The organism is Acidovorax sp. (genome assembly GCF_016783915.1).
Lineage (GTDB): Bacteria > Pseudomonadota > Gammaproteobacteria > Burkholderiales > Burkholderiaceae_C > Acidovorax.
Window position 1 is genome coordinate 1 of sequence record NZ_JADHVT010000125.1, and the last position, 13,875, is coordinate 13,875.

Annotated in this window: 25 protein-coding genes and 2 pseudogenes; all 27 read left to right on the forward strand. The window is 62.6% G+C overall.

The genetic code is table 11. The features are described 5' to 3' along the window. The coding region (locus ISS20_RS18670) for a transcriptional regulator (protein ID WP_291438422.1) at positions 1 to 282 on the forward strand (282 nt) is incomplete at its 5' end. Between the two features lie 139 nt (positions 283 to 421). Further along, the gene (locus tag ISS20_RS18675) at positions 422 to 658 is read left to right on the forward strand and encodes a hypothetical protein (protein WP_291438424.1); all 237 of its coding nucleotides are present in this window, start codon (positions 422 to 424) and stop codon (positions 656 to 658) included. After that, a complete protein-coding gene (locus ISS20_RS18680) occupies positions 651 to 2,012 on the forward strand; it encodes a DnaB-like helicase C-terminal domain-containing protein (RefSeq protein ID WP_291438426.1) in 1,362 nt (453 codons plus the stop codon). The genes ISS20_RS18675 and ISS20_RS18680 overlap by 8 nt, the downstream gene beginning before the upstream one ends. Before the next feature lie 8 nt (positions 2,013 to 2,020). Beyond that, positions 2,021 to 2,251, forward strand: coding sequence for a hypothetical protein (locus tag ISS20_RS18685; RefSeq protein ID WP_291438428.1), 231 nt, complete (start codon positions 2,021 to 2,023; stop codon positions 2,249 to 2,251). A 1-nt stretch (position 2,252) separates the two neighbouring features. Next, entirely contained in the window at positions 2,253 to 2,459 is a 207-nt protein-coding gene (locus tag ISS20_RS18690; RefSeq protein WP_291438431.1) for a hypothetical protein, read from the forward strand. Positions 2,460 to 2,503: 44 nt separating this feature from the next. Then, positions 2,504 to 2,662 carry a hypothetical protein gene (locus ISS20_RS18695; RefSeq protein WP_291438433.1) on the forward strand — a complete coding sequence of 53 codons (159 nt, stop codon included), beginning with the start codon at positions 2,504 to 2,506 and terminating at the stop codon, positions 2,660 to 2,662. Further along, the gene (locus tag ISS20_RS18700; protein ID WP_291438435.1) at positions 2,659 to 2,931 is read left to right on the forward strand and encodes a hypothetical protein; all 273 of its coding nucleotides are present in this window, start codon (positions 2,659 to 2,661) and stop codon (positions 2,929 to 2,931) included. The genes ISS20_RS18695 and ISS20_RS18700 overlap by 4 nt, the downstream gene beginning before the upstream one ends. After that, positions 2,928 to 3,278: an endonuclease gene (locus ISS20_RS18705; protein WP_291438437.1), complete on the forward strand. Its 351-nt coding sequence runs from the start codon at positions 2,928 to 2,930 to the stop codon at positions 3,276 to 3,278. The genes ISS20_RS18700 and ISS20_RS18705 overlap by 4 nt, the downstream gene beginning before the upstream one ends. Beyond that, a complete protein-coding gene (locus ISS20_RS18710; RefSeq protein ID WP_291438439.1) occupies positions 3,271 to 3,684 on the forward strand; it encodes a recombination protein NinB in 414 nt (137 codons plus the stop codon). Before ISS20_RS18705 ends, ISS20_RS18710 begins: the two co-directional genes overlap by 8 nt. Further along, the gene (locus ISS20_RS18715) at positions 3,681 to 4,214 is read left to right on the forward strand and encodes a nuclease domain-containing protein (protein ID WP_291438441.1); all 534 of its coding nucleotides are present in this window, start codon (positions 3,681 to 3,683) and stop codon (positions 4,212 to 4,214) included. Before ISS20_RS18710 ends, ISS20_RS18715 begins: the two co-directional genes overlap by 4 nt. 57 nt (positions 4,215 to 4,271) lie before the next feature. Then, positions 4,272 to 4,712, forward strand: coding sequence for a hypothetical protein (locus ISS20_RS18720; protein ID WP_291438443.1), 441 nt, complete (start codon positions 4,272 to 4,274; stop codon positions 4,710 to 4,712). 23 nt (positions 4,713 to 4,735) lie between these two features. Beyond that, the gene (locus ISS20_RS18725) at positions 4,736 to 5,404 is read left to right on the forward strand and encodes a hypothetical protein (protein WP_291438445.1); all 669 of its coding nucleotides are present in this window, start codon (positions 4,736 to 4,738) and stop codon (positions 5,402 to 5,404) included. After that, positions 5,401 to 5,895: an HNH endonuclease signature motif containing protein gene (locus ISS20_RS18730; RefSeq protein WP_291438447.1), complete on the forward strand. Its 495-nt coding sequence runs from the start codon at positions 5,401 to 5,403 to the stop codon at positions 5,893 to 5,895. Before ISS20_RS18725 ends, ISS20_RS18730 begins: the two co-directional genes overlap by 4 nt. Before the next feature lie 206 nt (positions 5,896 to 6,101). Then, positions 6,102 to 6,206, forward strand: a pseudogene (locus ISS20_RS18735). A gap of 221 nt (positions 6,207 to 6,427) precedes the next feature. Further along, positions 6,428 to 6,760: a hypothetical protein gene (locus ISS20_RS18740; protein ID WP_291438449.1), complete on the forward strand. Its 333-nt coding sequence runs from the start codon at positions 6,428 to 6,430 to the stop codon at positions 6,758 to 6,760. A 2-nt stretch (positions 6,761 to 6,762) separates the two neighbouring features. Further along, complete coding sequence (locus ISS20_RS18745) at positions 6,763 to 6,993, forward strand: hypothetical protein (protein ID WP_291438451.1); 231 nt, start codon at positions 6,763 to 6,765, stop codon at positions 6,991 to 6,993. After that, complete coding sequence (locus ISS20_RS18750) at positions 6,990 to 7,322, forward strand: HNH endonuclease (RefSeq protein WP_291438453.1); 333 nt, start codon at positions 6,990 to 6,992, stop codon at positions 7,320 to 7,322. The genes ISS20_RS18745 and ISS20_RS18750 overlap by 4 nt, the downstream gene beginning before the upstream one ends. A 103-nt stretch (positions 7,323 to 7,425) precedes the next feature. Further along, positions 7,426 to 7,779, forward strand: coding sequence for a hypothetical protein (locus ISS20_RS18755; RefSeq protein ID WP_291438455.1), 354 nt, complete (start codon positions 7,426 to 7,428; stop codon positions 7,777 to 7,779). Continuing rightward, a complete protein-coding gene (locus tag ISS20_RS18760; protein ID WP_291438457.1) occupies positions 7,776 to 9,443 on the forward strand; it encodes a terminase large subunit in 1,668 nt (555 codons plus the stop codon). Before ISS20_RS18755 ends, ISS20_RS18760 begins: the two co-directional genes overlap by 4 nt. A gap of 86 nt (positions 9,444 to 9,529) precedes the next feature. Further along, a pseudogene (locus ISS20_RS23675) lies at positions 9,530 to 9,865 on the forward strand (phage portal protein); the annotation flags it as partial. A gap of 25 nt (positions 9,866 to 9,890) precedes the next feature. Then, positions 9,891 to 10,211 (forward strand): phage portal protein, encoded by a 321-nt coding sequence (locus ISS20_RS18765; protein WP_291438459.1) that lies wholly within the window; start codon positions 9,891 to 9,893, stop codon positions 10,209 to 10,211. Beyond that, positions 10,208 to 11,197: a head maturation protease, ClpP-related gene (locus ISS20_RS18770; RefSeq protein ID WP_291438460.1), complete on the forward strand. Its 990-nt coding sequence runs from the start codon at positions 10,208 to 10,210 to the stop codon at positions 11,195 to 11,197. Before ISS20_RS18765 ends, ISS20_RS18770 begins: the two co-directional genes overlap by 4 nt. Positions 11,198 to 11,282: 85 nt before the next feature. Beyond that, entirely contained in the window at positions 11,283 to 12,218 is a 936-nt protein-coding gene (locus tag ISS20_RS18775; protein ID WP_291438461.1) for a phage major capsid protein, read from the forward strand. A gap of 70 nt (positions 12,219 to 12,288) precedes the next feature. After that, positions 12,289 to 12,606 (forward strand): phage head closure protein, encoded by a 318-nt coding sequence (locus tag ISS20_RS18780; protein ID WP_291438463.1) that lies wholly within the window; start codon positions 12,289 to 12,291, stop codon positions 12,604 to 12,606. Next, entirely contained in the window at positions 12,603 to 13,037 is a 435-nt protein-coding gene (locus ISS20_RS18785) for an HK97-gp10 family putative phage morphogenesis protein (RefSeq protein WP_291438465.1), read from the forward strand. The genes ISS20_RS18780 and ISS20_RS18785 overlap by 4 nt, the downstream gene beginning before the upstream one ends. Next, the gene (locus ISS20_RS18790; protein ID WP_291438467.1) at positions 13,034 to 13,393 is read left to right on the forward strand and encodes a DUF3168 domain-containing protein; all 360 of its coding nucleotides are present in this window, start codon (positions 13,034 to 13,036) and stop codon (positions 13,391 to 13,393) included. Before ISS20_RS18785 ends, ISS20_RS18790 begins: the two co-directional genes overlap by 4 nt. Positions 13,394 to 13,530: 137 nt before the next feature. After that, positions 13,531 to 13,875 (forward strand): phage tail tube protein (locus tag ISS20_RS18795; protein ID WP_291438469.1); only part of this gene is annotated, 345 nt, incomplete at its 3' end.

Below are 13,875 nucleotides of genomic sequence, written 5' to 3' on the forward strand. Positions count from 1 at the left end.
GAAGACCAGCACGAATTAGCCCTTGCCCGCGCGCCGCAGCGTGCCTCTGTGCCACTCGAAATGATCCGCGCACAGAAGACATCGGCAGCAGCTTTCACGCTGGCCTGCAGTGTCTCCGGGTTGGAGGACAAGGAAATCTATCTGGCGCTGGGGATTGACGCCGGGTACTTCTCCAACATCAAGAAGGGTAAGGCCACGCTTCAAGCTGATCTGCTGGCGCAGTTCTGCGAGGTAGTCGGCAACACGATCTATCCAGAGTGGACCGCGTTCCAAGTCGGCTGACGATGGCGTGCCACCGTGCCCGTTCGACAGCTTGATCGACAGCTACGAGGCTGCTCTGCCAGTCCTGCCTACGGTTCGGCGTTCGCTGTTTGCGAAAGGTGCCAACGGCAAATCCATGCGAGCCCGGTGGCGCTGGGTGATGACCGCAAAGCACGAACGCGGCGAGCGCAAGGGCGAGCGCTTGGCAACCACTGCCGACGAGGGCAAGGCCTGGTTCACGCGGTACTTTGAGTACGTCGCAGACAGCGATTTCCTGTCGGGCAAAAACGGCAAATTCCAGTCCTGCGACCTGGGCTGGCTGGTGACAGCGGCGAACTTCGAAAAGGTTCTGTCGGGCAAGTACCACCACGAGCAGCGCGAGGTGGCCCATGCGTGAAGTCCGCACCATCCCCGCGAGCCTGGAGTCCGAAGCGGGCGTTCTGGGTGGCCTGATGCTGGACAGCGAGGCCATCAACCGGGTGCCAGAACTGACGGCCGAGGCATTCCACAACGAGGCCCATGCCAACATTTTCCGGGCGATTCAGGCGCTGGCAGTGGCCGGACAGCCGACTGACATGGTGTCGGTGTTCACCGAAATGCAGCAGGCGGGCCACCCCGTTGAGCTGTACGAACTGAACGAAATCGCCCAGTACGTGCCCAGCGCTGCCAGCATCCGCCGTCACGCGGGCGTGGTAATGGACACCTACCGGCTGCGCCAGCTGATGAACGCTGGATCGGAAATTGCCGACCTTGCCATGACGCCCGGACACCAAGCCGCCGAGCAGATCGACAAGGCCCAGATGATGCTGGCCAAGCTGGCAACCGTGAAGGCCAAGCGCGACCCGCAGCACATCAACCAGTCTCTGGCGAACTACCTGCAGCTGCTGCAGGACATGAGCGAAGGCAAGAACCCGGCGATCCCCACCGGCATCGGTGGACTGGATTCCATCCTGAACGGTGGGCTGCGCAAGGGCGAGGTTTTCGTCTTGGGCGCCCGGCCGAAGCATGGCAAGACGGCGCTGTCGTTGACCATGGCCCGCAACATCGCGCGCGACTACAACGTGCTGTTCCTGAGCCAGGAAATGCCGATCAACCAGCTGATGCACCGGCACACAGCCGCCAGCGGCCCGTTCGACCTGGCCCGCATCCTGGCTGCCAAGGCGGAAGACCACGATATGTGGGCAGCCGTGACCGACGCCGCCCGCCGGTTGGGCGAGTTGCACCTTGTGCATGACGACCAATGCGCCCTGTCGCTGATGGACATCCGCCGAAAGACCCTGCAGGTCCGTCGCGCGCACGGCCTGGATGTGCTGTTCATCGACTTCCTGCAGTTGATGAGCGGGGCAGGGGAAGAGAACCGCAACCGCGAGCTGGACATCATCGTGAACGGCATCAAGGCCATGGCGATGGATCTGGACGTTGCGGTGGTGTTGCTGAGCCAGATGAGCCGAAAGGCCGATGAGCACTACGGCCGACCCACGATGACCCACCTGCGGGACTCCGGCGCCATTGAGGCCGCAGCGGACCAGATCGCAGTGCTGTTCACCGACTGGGCTCACCCGCTGAGCAAGCGCACGCAGGAATTCCAAGGCTACTCCGAGCTGGAGATCGTCGCACACCGCAACGGGCCCCAAGGCGTGGTCCCGTTGGAGTTTGTCGGCAAGTACCAGCAGATGGGTGACTGGATCGGACCGCCGCCCGTGCATTCGAAACCTGCTGCAGCGCCTGCCGCGCGCGGCGCCAACTTCTGAGGACCGACATGAGCACAGAACCCCACGCGCTCCTTTGGAGCAAGAAATCCAACTGCTTTCACATTGAACCGCTGCAGACCACCGTGGACAACGGGCTGCGCTTCTTCCGATCCAACAGCACCAATGACTACTTGGTCATCGCGATTGGAACCAGGGATGAATGCGGAGCAAAGGCTGATGAGTTGCGCCCTGTGTTGCGAGAGCGTGAAGAGGTGCGCCGTCTATTTGGGACTGAATGACATGACCCAGAAATTGCACTGCGCCCGCTGCGGCCGCGTCACCCTGCACCCCGCCGTTGTCATTGGCGCCCAGCCCTTTGGCCGCGTTTGCGCACGCAAGGCCGGTCTGATCCAGCCCAAGCGCCGCGCTGCCCGCCTGTTCGATGCTGCCAGCCGCGTGCAGCGGGATACCAGCACCCTGGATCTGTTTGGAGGCGCCAATGCATGACCTGTCAAACCTGCACCCACTGGTCCCCAAAGCAGGCCGGAGCTATGGCAAAGCACCGCATGTGCCCGTGTGCCCTGGGCAAACCGTGGACGTTCTTTGGACCCGAGCACCTGTGCGCCAAGCACAAGGAGGCGGAGCCGGATGTGGTGACCGCGCGCGTGGCCTGGGTCAACAAATCGACCGCCAAGGGGAGCCGCACATGACGGAAGCCACAAAGCGCTACACATTGCGCCAGCGAGAGGTCATGGACCTGCTCAGCTCCGGCCAGCTGGTCAACCCCACGGATTTGCGCCGCGCCTGCGGCCTGGGCGTCAACGCGCTGCACCGCGTCCTGATCCAACTCACTGAAGCCGAGCGCATCCATGTGGTGCTGGTGGAAGGGGAACAGTGGTACGCCAAGTCAGAGGGGCCGCTGCCGACGCTGGCGACTGCGTGGGCCAAGGTGCCGGCCAGCGAAGGAGCGAGCGCATGACCACGCTGCAGCTCACCCTCCCATGGCCGCCCACAGCCCTGAGCCCGAACACCCGCCAGCACTGGTCCGCGCTCTCGCGCGCCAAGAAGGCCTACCGCCACGCCTGCGCCATAACCGCCCGCCAGCAGGGCGCGGCCCGTTCCGAGGCGAAGAAGCTGCACGTCTCCCTGGTGTTCGTGCCGCCAACGCGCCGGGCCTACGACCTGGACAACCTGCTGGCCCGGATGAAGTCTGGCCTGGATGGGCTGGCTGACGTGCTGGGGGTGGATGACCGCCATTGGAAGCTGGAGATCGACCGGTCCGACGAGATCGGCGGATTCGTGCGCGTGGAGGTGTCCCATGGATGACACCCTCACCGTGGAACTGCACAACCGCGCGCAGGCATGGGCCGCGATCAAGGGGCAGGTGTTCCCATTTCTCGCCCGGGTGCTGCAGGGAGGTGGACGCTGGGTTCTAAGCATCAGCCGCCGCAAGCGCACCAAGGCCCAAAACCGCCGCTACTGGGGCAACGGTGTTCTCAAGCAGATCGCGGAGCAGGCCACGGTGAACGGCCGGCTGTACAGCGCCGAAACGTGGCACGAGCAATTCAAGCGCCAGTTCATCGGCGTGGTGGAGTTGCCCAATGGGGAAGTGATCGGCAAGAGTTCCACCGGCCTGACCACAGCCGAGTTTTGCGAGTTCTCCGACCAGGTGGAGGCCTTCGCCGCCGCGAATCTGGGTGTGACCTTCTACGACTTGGAGGCCCACGGATGAACCGCAGTGTCCCACTCAAGCGCACCGGCTTCCGCCCCCGCTCGCCCCGCCGCGAGCAGCGCGACCCCGACCGCGTGAGAGCCATGCCCACCGTCACGCCCGGCGCATTCCGCGCGCCGCTGCCGGTGGTGGCCGCGCCCGCCACTGCGCCGAAGTCAGCCGCCCAGCGTAACGCCCACCTCCGCGACATGGCCCGGGGCATGCCCTGCCTCCTGCGCGTGCCCGGCATCTGCACCCAGGACCGCGCCACGGTGGTGTGCTGCCACAGCAACCTGAGCATCCACGGCAAGGCCGGAGCCCGCAAGGCAGACGACCACTACAGCGTGTGGGGATGTGCCGCGTGCCACCAGTGGCTGGACCGGGGCCCAGCGTCGCGCGCGCAGAAGGCTGCCGCATTCATGGCCGCCCATCTGGCCCAGGTGTTGGAGTGGCGGGCCATTGCCTTCGACAGCCGCAGCCAAGCGCGGGACCGGGCCGCCGCTGAGTGGGCGCTGGAGCGGCTGAACGCAAACGCTGTGCAACCGATCTGAACTGGTCGAAAGGGAAACGTGATCTCACAAAGCAAATTCCGGGTAATCCACCAATCCATGAGCGGGATTGCTCAAAAGGTGTACGCCGCAGTGCCGTGCGCAGCGCCTTGGTCGGTTTCCTACATCCACTCCGAAATGCAGCGCCTTGGCAGTTCAACCCGCGATGTGCGCATCGTTCAGGGCTGCCTGAATAGCCTGAAAGACGCGGGCCTGATCCAAGAGGCGTCGAAAGGCCTTTTTGTTCGCACCCAGATCAAACCCAATCCAGCAGCAGATTCAACACCACAGGAGCAGCCAGTGACCCAGCAGCAGATCCCCGCAAAACAAAAGCCGCCACGCAACCCACTGGCAATCCTCAATGAGCTTGCGGCCAAGTGCAAAGCGCTGCAGGACGAAATCGAGCTGGCCGCTCTGGAGATTGATGAGTATGTGACCGCAAAGGATGGCGATGCGGCGAAGCTCAAGCAGCTGCAAACCCTGCTGAAGAGCCTGAGCTGAATCGATCATCAGAAAGGGAGATCATGTACCAAGACGACCGCCGCACCATTGAGGAAAGCTACGCATCGGCCACGGCCAGCTCGGACCTGCGCTGTGACACCCGCGAGGGCGCACCGCGCTCCGACACCGACCTGCTGATCGCCGCAGGCTGGTCGCCCAGCCGCATCGGGGCCGCATTGCTGCGCCTGCACACCGAGTGGGATGGCGCCGAGCACCTGCGGCCAACCACCGGCGCCGACTTCGCCCAAGCGGCCCGCGCGCGCCAGCCTGTGGCGCTCTCGCAAACGCCATCCATGGCCCGTGCAGTGGCCGACAAGCTGGCCGCAGAATTCAACCACCAGCAGGCCAAAGCGCTGATGTCGCACCTGAAGACCATGCCCGTGGTCCGCGAGCAGCTGACCCTGCAGCTCCTGAAGTGGAAGGTGGAAGACGCCGAGCAGGTGGCCGGAGCCCTGCTGCGCTGGTGGCTGGCCCCCAACTGCCACGCCTGCCACGGCCGCAAGTTCGAGGTGATCCCGGACACCGGCCGACTGTCGAGCAAGCACTGCAAGCCCTGCGGCGCTACGGGAAAGTTACGGATTCCGCACGGGGAGGCGGGGCGCAGGCTGGCGAACTTCATGGACGAAGCTGTCTCATTGGCGCGGGCTGGTATTTCTCGCCGCCTCAGAGACTCCATGGGGCGGGCATCATGACTTTGATTTCCTTGGAGCGCTTGAAGGAGCTTTTGCATTACGACCCACAAACCGGAATCTTCACCAGAAATGTGAGGCGGGGCAATAACACCAAAGAAGGTGAGATCTGCGGGTCTGTTGATGCCGATGGGTATTTACGGATGATGCTCGATGGAAGGGTCTATCGGCTCCAGCGTCTGGCATGGTTCTATTGCTATGGCGTCTGGCCGAATGGTGTTGTGGATCACAAAAACAGAGTTCGCGATGACAACCGCATTGACAACCTCAGGGACGTTACGCAATCCGTGAACATGGAAAACCAGACCAATTCGCGGAGCGCTCGCGGCACAGGGTTCCTTGGCGTGACCGTTTGCCAATCAAAGTATCAGGCCCGCATTCAGAAAGATGGCAGGCCGTTTTTCATCGGCAGCTTTTCAACACCTGAAGAGGCGAGCCGGGCATATTGGGATGCGAAAAAGCGGCTTCACGAGATTCCTGCGCAACCGTCTTAGAAAGCGCTTGCACACCACAATGGGGCGCGCTTAGAATTGCTACCGTCGATAGCAGAGGGTGCTTACCCTCTCGCCCGGCGAATCTCCGTTGAATGTCACCACGCAACAGCCTGGCACCGCCTGTAGCGACGTGGGAAGACCTCGGTAGGAGAACTCGCCCTGAATTTTTGAAGCCCGCTGGTTCGCCACGCGGGCTTTTTCGTTTCCGCCGTGTGCCCGAGAGGCCGAAGGGTGACTAGAGCAAAAGGTCTGCGCGGCGCCTAGAGCCAATGCGCTTGACTTCCTGGGTTCGAATCCCAGCGCGGCAACCACGTTCGCGGGCCGCAGCACACCCATAGCAGGACACGTTCCACTAGGCTGCGCGCCCGCAACACATTCCGCTCCCCGTTCATCCTGGAAACTGACCGGGAGCGCCAGGGGTAAATGGCGCTTGAACTCCGCCTGTGCCCACAGGTCATCAGTGAAGCGGCGAACGGCAAGCCCTGCGGCCCATGCGGGTCGTTGCCCGAAGGGCTCTTAACTGGGGATCTGCATGAAGTCCAAGGAATACGAAGGTGCCGTGGCTATCGCTGCGGTAGTTGGCCTGTTCGCTGTTGTGGCGTTGTCAGTCGTGTGGGGCGGCTTCTGGACCGGTCTCACGCTGTCTGTGCTGTGGGGGTGGTTCGCCGTGCCTCTGTTTGGCCTGCCTGTGCTGACCGTTTGGCAAGCCTACGGGCTGGCCCTGATCGTCCGCACGATGCAGCGCCACAAGGTGGAAAAGAACGGTGACGGCTTCGGTCTGGCGATGGCCAAGGCCCTGGCTGCGCCGCCTTTCATAGCGGGCCTGATGCTGGGCGTTGGCTGGTGCGTGAAGGCTTGGTCCTGACCATGGAGACAGTCTCCTTCCAGCGCATCAGCGACGACAAGCCAACGCACATCATCACCGCCTGCGAAGACACCGACACCTGCCCCGGCTGTGGCGCTGGGTATCGAGTGGGGCTGAGCGCCTGCGAGTATTGCCGCAGGCCGGTGCGCCTCGCCACTGGCGGGCTGGTGCCAAAGGACATGCTAGCCATCATCCACACGGGCGAGGCCATCATCCCCAAGACATGGGCATGAAGCTCCAACGCATCCCTAACAGGCTGGCATCGGTAGCCACCACACGTCTGCCCACGCTGCAGACCAAGGCAGGCGCAACCCCTCGCATCCGTGGTGATGCCTGGATGGCAGCCCGCCGCCAAGTGATGCAGCGTGACAAATACACCTGCGCAGGCTGCGGCATCGTGCGCATGGATCATGAGGTAGACCACCGCGTGCCATTGGAGCAAGGCGGGTCTAACGACCTCGACAACCTGCAGCTGTTGTGCGCCTGGTTTGATGCAAGCGGGATCAAGCAAGGGTGCCACGCGGCGAAGACCAAGGCAGAGGCCAAGGATCGGGCGGGCTGAGGCGAAGGGGAGGGGGGTGTCGAATCTCTGCAGGTCGCACCTGGCCGACACCCCGCAGTTTCCCACGCGCAAAAAATCCCCCGTATTCAAAAGAGGAAATCAAATGGCCGGAGTCAAAGGACGCAGCGGCGGCGCTCGTCCTGGGGCTGGCCGCAAGCCGAAAGCAGTGATCGAGGGGCGCGAAGTCCAGGCGCACGGTGGCGAGCTGAAGCGCCAAAAGGCCGTCCCGGTGCCGCAAGAGCCTACCGACATGCTCACTCTGTTGCAAAACGTGGCTCTCGGTTTGACCGATGCGACATCTCTCCAGGTGCGGGCCGCCATTGCGGCGGTGCAGTACACCCACTCCAAAAAAGGCGAGGGCGGCAAGAATAAGGATGCGGCCGACCGTGCAAAAGCGGCGGCTGGCGGCAAATTCGGCGTGCGACAAGGGCCCCGGCTGGTGGCGAACAACAAATGAACGACTGGAGCACAGCCTGCCCCGACTGGGAGCGGAGAATCGTCGCGCGCGAGTCGTTGATCGTGTGCCCGCCGCTGTTTCCCGAGGTGGCCCAGGACGCCTGGGAGATGTGCAGCAAGTTCGAGATGGTCGATGTTGTCGGCCAGCCGCTGCTTGGCGACGTGTCGCTGCCCTGGCTGCGTGACTTCGTTCTCGCGGTGTTCGGTGCTGAAGACCCGGAGACTGGACGCAGGCACATCAACGAGTTCCTGCTGATGGTTAGCAAGAAGAATGCAAAGAGCACAGTGGCTGCGGCCATCATGCTCACGGCGCTGCTGATGAACTGGCGCCAGTCGGCCGAGCTGCTGATCCTGAGCCCGACAAAGGAAATCGCGGACAACAGCTACAAGCCGATCCGAGACTTCATCAAGGCGGATGCCGAGCTGTCGGCGCTGCTCAAGGTGCAGGACTACTTCCGGCTGATCACGCACAACGAGACGGGCGCCACGCTGAAGGTGGTTGCTGCAGACAGCGACACGGTTTCGGGCAAAAAGGCCTCCTTCGTCTTCGTTGACGAGCTGCACGAGTTCGGCAAGCAGGCCAAGGCATCAAACATGCTGCTGGAGGCTACGGGCGGCCTGGCATCGCGGCCCGAGGGCTTCGTGATCTACGCCACCACGCAGTCGGCAGAGCCGCCCGCCGGGGTGTTCAAGCAGAAGCTGGACTATGCGCGCAAGGTGCGCGACGGCATCGTCAAGGATCGCAAGTTCCTGCCGCTGATCTACGAGTTCCCGGACTCCATGCTGCAAAGCAAGGCCTACGAGAACTTGGAAAACGCCTATGTGACCAACCCCAATTGGGGCGCGTCGGTAGACATCGAGCGCATCACGCAGCTGCACAGCCAGGCGAAAGAGGGCGGGGAACAGGAGTTCAAGGAATTCCTGGCCAAGCACTTGAATGTGGAAATCGGACTGAACCTGCGCAGCGACCGCTGGGCCGGGGCCGACTTCTGGGAATCCCAGGCCAAGGCGCCCGGGCTGACGCTCGACCAGCTGCTCGACCGCTCCGAGGTTGTGGATGTGGGAATCGACGGCGGCGGCCTGGACGACTTGCTAGGCCTGGCCGTAGTCGGCCGGGATAAAGAAACCCGCGAGTGGCTGACCTGGACGCATGCCTGGGCGCACCCATCAGTTTTGGAGCGGCGCAAGCAGGAGGCGGCCCGGTTCCGGGACTTCGCCAAGGATGGAAACCTGACGCTGGTGCAGAACATCGGCGATGACGTGGAAGACGTGGCCGGGATCTGCGCGCTGATTGAGGCGCGCGGCCTGCTGGACAAGATCGGGTGTGACCCGGCGGGGCTGGGCGGCATCGTGGATGCCCTGTCAGAGGCTGGAATCCCCGAGGAAAAGCTGATTGGCGTAAGCCAGGGCTGGAAGCTCACGGGAGCCATCAAGACGGCAGAGCGAAAGCTGGCCGAAGGCGTGCTGGTTCACGGTGGCCAGCCGCTGATGGCCTGGTGCGTAGGCAATGCAAAGGTGGAGCCGAGAGGCAACGCCGTGATCATCACGAAACAGGCGGCCGGGTCCGCCAAGATTGACCCGCTGATGGCGCTGTTTAACGCCGTCACCCTCATGTCACTGAACCCCACCACTGGGGCCATCACACAAGGCTTCGTAGCACTCTGATGAGCATCTTTTCTAAATTGGCTGACTTGTTCAAGTCGGGCCAGGGAGAGGTGCGCCCGGAAAACGCCACCTACAGCCCGGAAATCATGGACGCCTTCGGTATTACCGCTGCGTCTGCCGGTGTGAGCGTGACGCCGCTGTCCGCCCAGCGGGTGGCGGCGGTGGCTGCGTGTCGCCAGAAGATCGCGGGCTCTATCTCCACGCTGCGCCTGGACATTCTCCGCATTGCTGACGACACCGAAGCAAAGCTGCCGCGTGATGCACTCTGGTACTTGCTGAACGAGCAACCACACAACCAATTCACCGCGACGAGCCACTGGGACAACAAGGTCAGTGAACAACTGCTGCGCGGCGACGGTTTCACCTGGATTCGCCGCCGCCCCAACGGCTCCATTGCCGAGCTGTTCCCGCTGCCCTGGGGCGCGGTGCAACCGCAGCGCATGCCTGATGGCTCCGTCCCGCGACTTCGTGATGCACACCCTGCGCCTGCACATCAAGCGCTTGGAGCAGGAGCTGAACCGCAAGCTGTTCCCGCGCGACACCGGCCGATTCGTGCGCTTCGACCTTGGCGACCTGATCGAGGGCGACAGCAAGGCCCAGGCCGAATACAACCGCGCCGCCCTTGGCGGGCCTGGCACTGGTTTCGGCTGGATGACCATCAACGAAGTGCGCAAGGGCAAGGGCCTGCCGCCCGTCGAAGGCGGCGATGTGATCTTCGATCCGAACAAGGCGCAAGCCGCACCACAGCCTGAAGGGGCGACACCATGAACAAGATTCTTCGCCTCATTGTTGACAACAAGGCCGAAACACCGCGCCCGTTCAACGTCACCCGGAACGGCGATTCGGCAAGCATCTATATCTATGACGTCATCAGTGCCGATTGGGGCGTATCTGCCTTGTCGGTGATTGACGCCATCAACCAGGCTGGCGACGCAAAGACGCTGAACATCCACATCAATAGCCCAGGCGGTGATGTGTTTGAAGGCCGCGCCATCATGGCCGCAATCTCTGCTTTTCGAGGTAAGACCATTGCCAAGATTGACAGCCTGTGCGCGTCTGCCGCGACCAGCATTGCCCTGGCCTGCAACGAAATCGAGATGGCAGACGGCGCGTTTTTCATGATCCACAACGCCAGCGGCATGGCGTGGGGCGACAAGACCGCACTGCGCGAAACCGCAAACGTGCTGGAAAAGATCGAGGGTGCAATCGTCAACGACTACACCACCCGCACCGGCAAGGACGAGGAAGAAATTCGCGCCGCCATGCAGGCCGAAACATGGTTCACCGCCGCAGAGGCCCTCGAATATGGCTTTGTGGACCGCGTGACCAGCGCCGACAAGAAGGCGAAGAACACATGGAACTTCGCCGCCTTCGGCAACGCGCCGGTCGCGCTGCTGCGCAACGAGTCCGACGACACCGCCAATCTGTCGGAGCAGGAAAAGAAATTCCTGCAGGACATGCTCCCTCACCACGAAATGGCCATAGAGATGGCGCGCGCAATTCTCCCCAACGCCGCCAGCGAAAAGGTGCGCGGCTTGGCGGAAGCCATCATTGCCGCGCAGGCTGGAGAGATCGCGCTGATCGAAACATGGCTGGCGGATACCGCGGCGCCTGAAAACAAGAAGAAGCCGATGAAGCCGATGAAGATGCAGACCGACGACCCCGCAACCAAACAGAACGAAGAACCCGCCTCGGCGGGTTTTTTCATGTCCACCGCGAACGCGAACCGCCTGCGCCTCGCCACGATTTCCTAGCGCTTCTCGCGCCTGAAAACCGCTAGGGCCGGATGCCCTGACCAGACCCGCCTCGTGCGGGTTTTTTCATTTCTGAAAGGTCCATATGGACAACCTCACCGCACTGCGCGAGAAGATTGCAGACCTCGCCAAAACCGCCAACCATCAGCTCGCTGAAAAGGGCTCCGCCACCTGGACGAAGGACGAACAAACCGCCTTCGACAACATCGCCGATCAGATCGAAGGCGCCCAGGCCCAGATCAAAAGCATCGAGCGCATGCGCAACCTGGACGCCGAGAAGTTCTTCGAGAACGCGGCACATCAGGGGGGCAAGAAGGGCGCCGACGACACCATTGACGCTGTGACCGCTGTCGCGCTGTACCTGCGCCATGGCAACAACGTGACTGCCGAGCAAGCCGTTGCCATTCGCAACGCCATGAGCACCACGACCCCGGCAGAAGGCGGCTACACCGTCCCGGCTGAGATCGCCTCGATGGTAGTGGACTCGCTCAAGGCCTTTGGTGGTATGCGCGAAGTCGCCCAGGTCATCACGACCGCAGGCGGCAATGCTCTGAACTGGCCCACCAGCGACGGCACATCGGAAGTGGGCGAAATCGTTGCGGAAAACGCTGCTGCGACGGGTGCTGACATCACCTTCGGCACGGTGGCCGTGAACCCCTACAAGTACAGTTCCAAGAAGATCGCCCTGCCTGTCGAACTGATCCAAGACAGCGCCATCGACGTGGTGCAGTTCGTGGTCAACCGCCTGGCGCAGCGTCTGGGCCGCATCACGAACCAGCACTACACGACCGGCACTGGTTCTAGCCAGCCATTCGGCGTGATGGCACGCGCTGCCACCGGCAAGACCGGCACCACCGGCCAAACACTGACGGTGATCTACGACGACCTGATCGACCTGATTCACAGCGTGAATAGCGCATACCGCTCGCGCGGCGCCCGCTTCATGCTGCGCGATACGTCCGTGGCCGTGATCCGCAAGCTGAAAGACACATCGGGCCGTCCGATCTGGAAGACGTTGTAGTGGGCGCATCTGTCGCGGCCCTGCCGAACGGTGCGGATTACCTGCTGCAGCCCTTCAAGGTGTACGCCTGATGCAGGCCGGCCGCCTCAACCGCCGCTGCACTTTGCAGCAACCGGGCACCACCACCGACGAACTTGGCCAGCCTATCCCCGGCTGGACGGACGTTGCCACGGTCTGGGGCGATGTGAGGTTGCGCAGCGGCTTGGAAAGCGTGAAGGCTGGCGCGGTTGTCTCGACTGTGCAGGCCAGTGTGCGAATCAGATACCGCACGGGCATCAACGCTGGCATGCGCGTGCTGGTGGACGCTGTGCCGTATGAGGTGCTGGCAGTTCAGCCCGATGTGGGCGGGCGCGAGTACGTGGATTTGGTGGCAGAGGTGGTCGCATGATCAAAGTCAGCTCAAATTTCGACGCCATGCTGGCGCGGCTGGACAAGATGGCGGCCGACACAGCGAAGGCGTCACGAGTGTCCGCAAAAGCCGGCGCCGATGTGCTCTACAAAGAGGTATTGGCTCGGGTTCCCGTGTCCGACAGGTCGCATTCCACGAAGGGCAAGAAGCAGACGTATCAGCCGGGCAACTTGCGCCGCGCGATTTACCGGGCGTTCATGGACAAGGACTCGAACCGGACCCACGCGAGCTACAGGATATCCTGGAATCGCTCAAAAGCCTTCTATGGGCTGTTCGTGGAAAACGAGTTTGGGAGCAGCAAACGACCAGCCACCCCGTTTCTTCGGCCGTCCTACGACGCCAAAGAGTCGGAAGCCCTACGAGCCGCCAACAAGGCGTTCATTGAAAGCCTGAGGGGTGCCCGGAAATGAGCGCAGAAGCCACTCTGCACGCGCTGCTGGCGCCACTGGTTTCCGGCAAGGCCTGGCCCGATGTTGCGCACGATACGGTGCTGCCTCGAATCGTCTTCCAGCAAATCAGCGGGCGCACGATCAACTACACCGAAGGCACCCTGCCAGACAAAGAAAACGCCCGCATGCAAATCGCCTGCTGGGCCGCCTCGCGCGCATCAGCGATTGCGCTGATGAAGCAGGCCGAGGCCTTGATTCTGGCCGAGCCCACATTTCAGGCTGAAGCGCTCGGCGCCCGGTCTTCAGTAGTGGAGACAGATGTGGAGCCGTATGTGTACGGCTGTCGACAGGACTTTTCAATCTGGACCGCCAGATAGCAGCACCCAACAACTGAACCGCCCCAGAGGCGGTTTTTTTGTGCCCGCAAGGGCTTCACAGCACCCCGCACGGCGAAGGCCCTGCGGGTTTTTTTACGCCCATTGCGGGCATGTCATCCAAAACGAAAGGCCCACAAATGGCACGTACCCCTACCGGCACCGTTCATTCGGTCGCCACTGTCCTCGCTTCTGCGAAAACCGTAACCGGCATCTCGAATGCTGCTGAGGCCGTTGTCTCCTGCACAGCCCACGGCTACAGCAACGGCGACATCGTCATCATCTACAGCGCCTGGGGCCGCCTGAACTTCCGCGCATTCCGCGTCAAGTCCGTGCTGACCGACTCCTTTGTGCTGGAAGGTGCAGACACCAGCTCGACCGATCTCTACACCGCAGGCGCTGGCGCTGGCACCGTGAAGAAGGTCACGACCTGGGTGGATCTGGACCGCACCATGAACCACTCCAGCTCGGGCGGCGATGCCAAG

Bases quoted from the DNA above. Each gene is read 5' to 3' on its own strand.
- ISS20_RS18675 (WP_291438424.1), top strand. From the start codon at position 422: ATGACCGCAAAGCACGAACGCGGCGAGCGCAAGGGCGAGCGCTTGGCA.
- ISS20_RS18680 (WP_291438426.1), top strand. From the start codon at position 651: ATGCGTGAAGTCCGCACCATCCCCGCGAGCCTGGAGTCCGAAGCGGGC.
- ISS20_RS18685 (WP_291438428.1), top strand. From the start codon at position 2,021: ATGAGCACAGAACCCCACGCGCTCCTTTGGAGCAAGAAATCCAACTGC.
- ISS20_RS18690 (WP_291438431.1), top strand. From the start codon at position 2,253: ATGACCCAGAAATTGCACTGCGCCCGCTGCGGCCGCGTCACCCTGCAC.
- ISS20_RS18695 (WP_291438433.1), top strand. From the start codon at position 2,504: ATGGCAAAGCACCGCATGTGCCCGTGTGCCCTGGGCAAACCGTGGACG.
- ISS20_RS18700 (WP_291438435.1), top strand. From the start codon at position 2,659: ATGACGGAAGCCACAAAGCGCTACACATTGCGCCAGCGAGAGGTCATG.
- ISS20_RS18705 (WP_291438437.1), top strand. From the start codon at position 2,928: ATGACCACGCTGCAGCTCACCCTCCCATGGCCGCCCACAGCCCTGAGC.
- ISS20_RS18710 (WP_291438439.1), top strand. From the start codon at position 3,271: ATGGATGACACCCTCACCGTGGAACTGCACAACCGCGCGCAGGCATGG.
- ISS20_RS18715 (WP_291438441.1), top strand. From the start codon at position 3,681: ATGAACCGCAGTGTCCCACTCAAGCGCACCGGCTTCCGCCCCCGCTCG.
- ISS20_RS18720 (WP_291438443.1), top strand. From the start codon at position 4,272: ATGAGCGGGATTGCTCAAAAGGTGTACGCCGCAGTGCCGTGCGCAGCG.
- ISS20_RS18725 (WP_291438445.1), top strand. From the start codon at position 4,736: ATGTACCAAGACGACCGCCGCACCATTGAGGAAAGCTACGCATCGGCC.
- ISS20_RS18730 (WP_291438447.1), top strand. From the start codon at position 5,401: ATGACTTTGATTTCCTTGGAGCGCTTGAAGGAGCTTTTGCATTACGAC.
- ISS20_RS18740 (WP_291438449.1), top strand. From the start codon at position 6,428: ATGAAGTCCAAGGAATACGAAGGTGCCGTGGCTATCGCTGCGGTAGTT.
- ISS20_RS18745 (WP_291438451.1), top strand. From the start codon at position 6,763: ATGGAGACAGTCTCCTTCCAGCGCATCAGCGACGACAAGCCAACGCAC.
- ISS20_RS18750 (WP_291438453.1), top strand. From the start codon at position 6,990: ATGAAGCTCCAACGCATCCCTAACAGGCTGGCATCGGTAGCCACCACA.
- ISS20_RS18755 (WP_291438455.1), top strand. From the start codon at position 7,426: ATGGCCGGAGTCAAAGGACGCAGCGGCGGCGCTCGTCCTGGGGCTGGC.
- ISS20_RS18760 (WP_291438457.1), top strand. From the start codon at position 7,776: ATGAACGACTGGAGCACAGCCTGCCCCGACTGGGAGCGGAGAATCGTC.
- ISS20_RS18765 (WP_291438459.1), top strand. From the start codon at position 9,891: ATGGCTCCGTCCCGCGACTTCGTGATGCACACCCTGCGCCTGCACATC.
- ISS20_RS18770 (WP_291438460.1), top strand. From the start codon at position 10,208: ATGAACAAGATTCTTCGCCTCATTGTTGACAACAAGGCCGAAACACCG.
- ISS20_RS18775 (WP_291438461.1), top strand. From the start codon at position 11,283: ATGGACAACCTCACCGCACTGCGCGAGAAGATTGCAGACCTCGCCAAA.
- ISS20_RS18780 (WP_291438463.1), top strand. From the start codon at position 12,289: ATGCAGGCCGGCCGCCTCAACCGCCGCTGCACTTTGCAGCAACCGGGC.
- ISS20_RS18785 (WP_291438465.1), top strand. From the start codon at position 12,603: ATGATCAAAGTCAGCTCAAATTTCGACGCCATGCTGGCGCGGCTGGAC.
- ISS20_RS18790 (WP_291438467.1), top strand. From the start codon at position 13,034: ATGAGCGCAGAAGCCACTCTGCACGCGCTGCTGGCGCCACTGGTTTCC.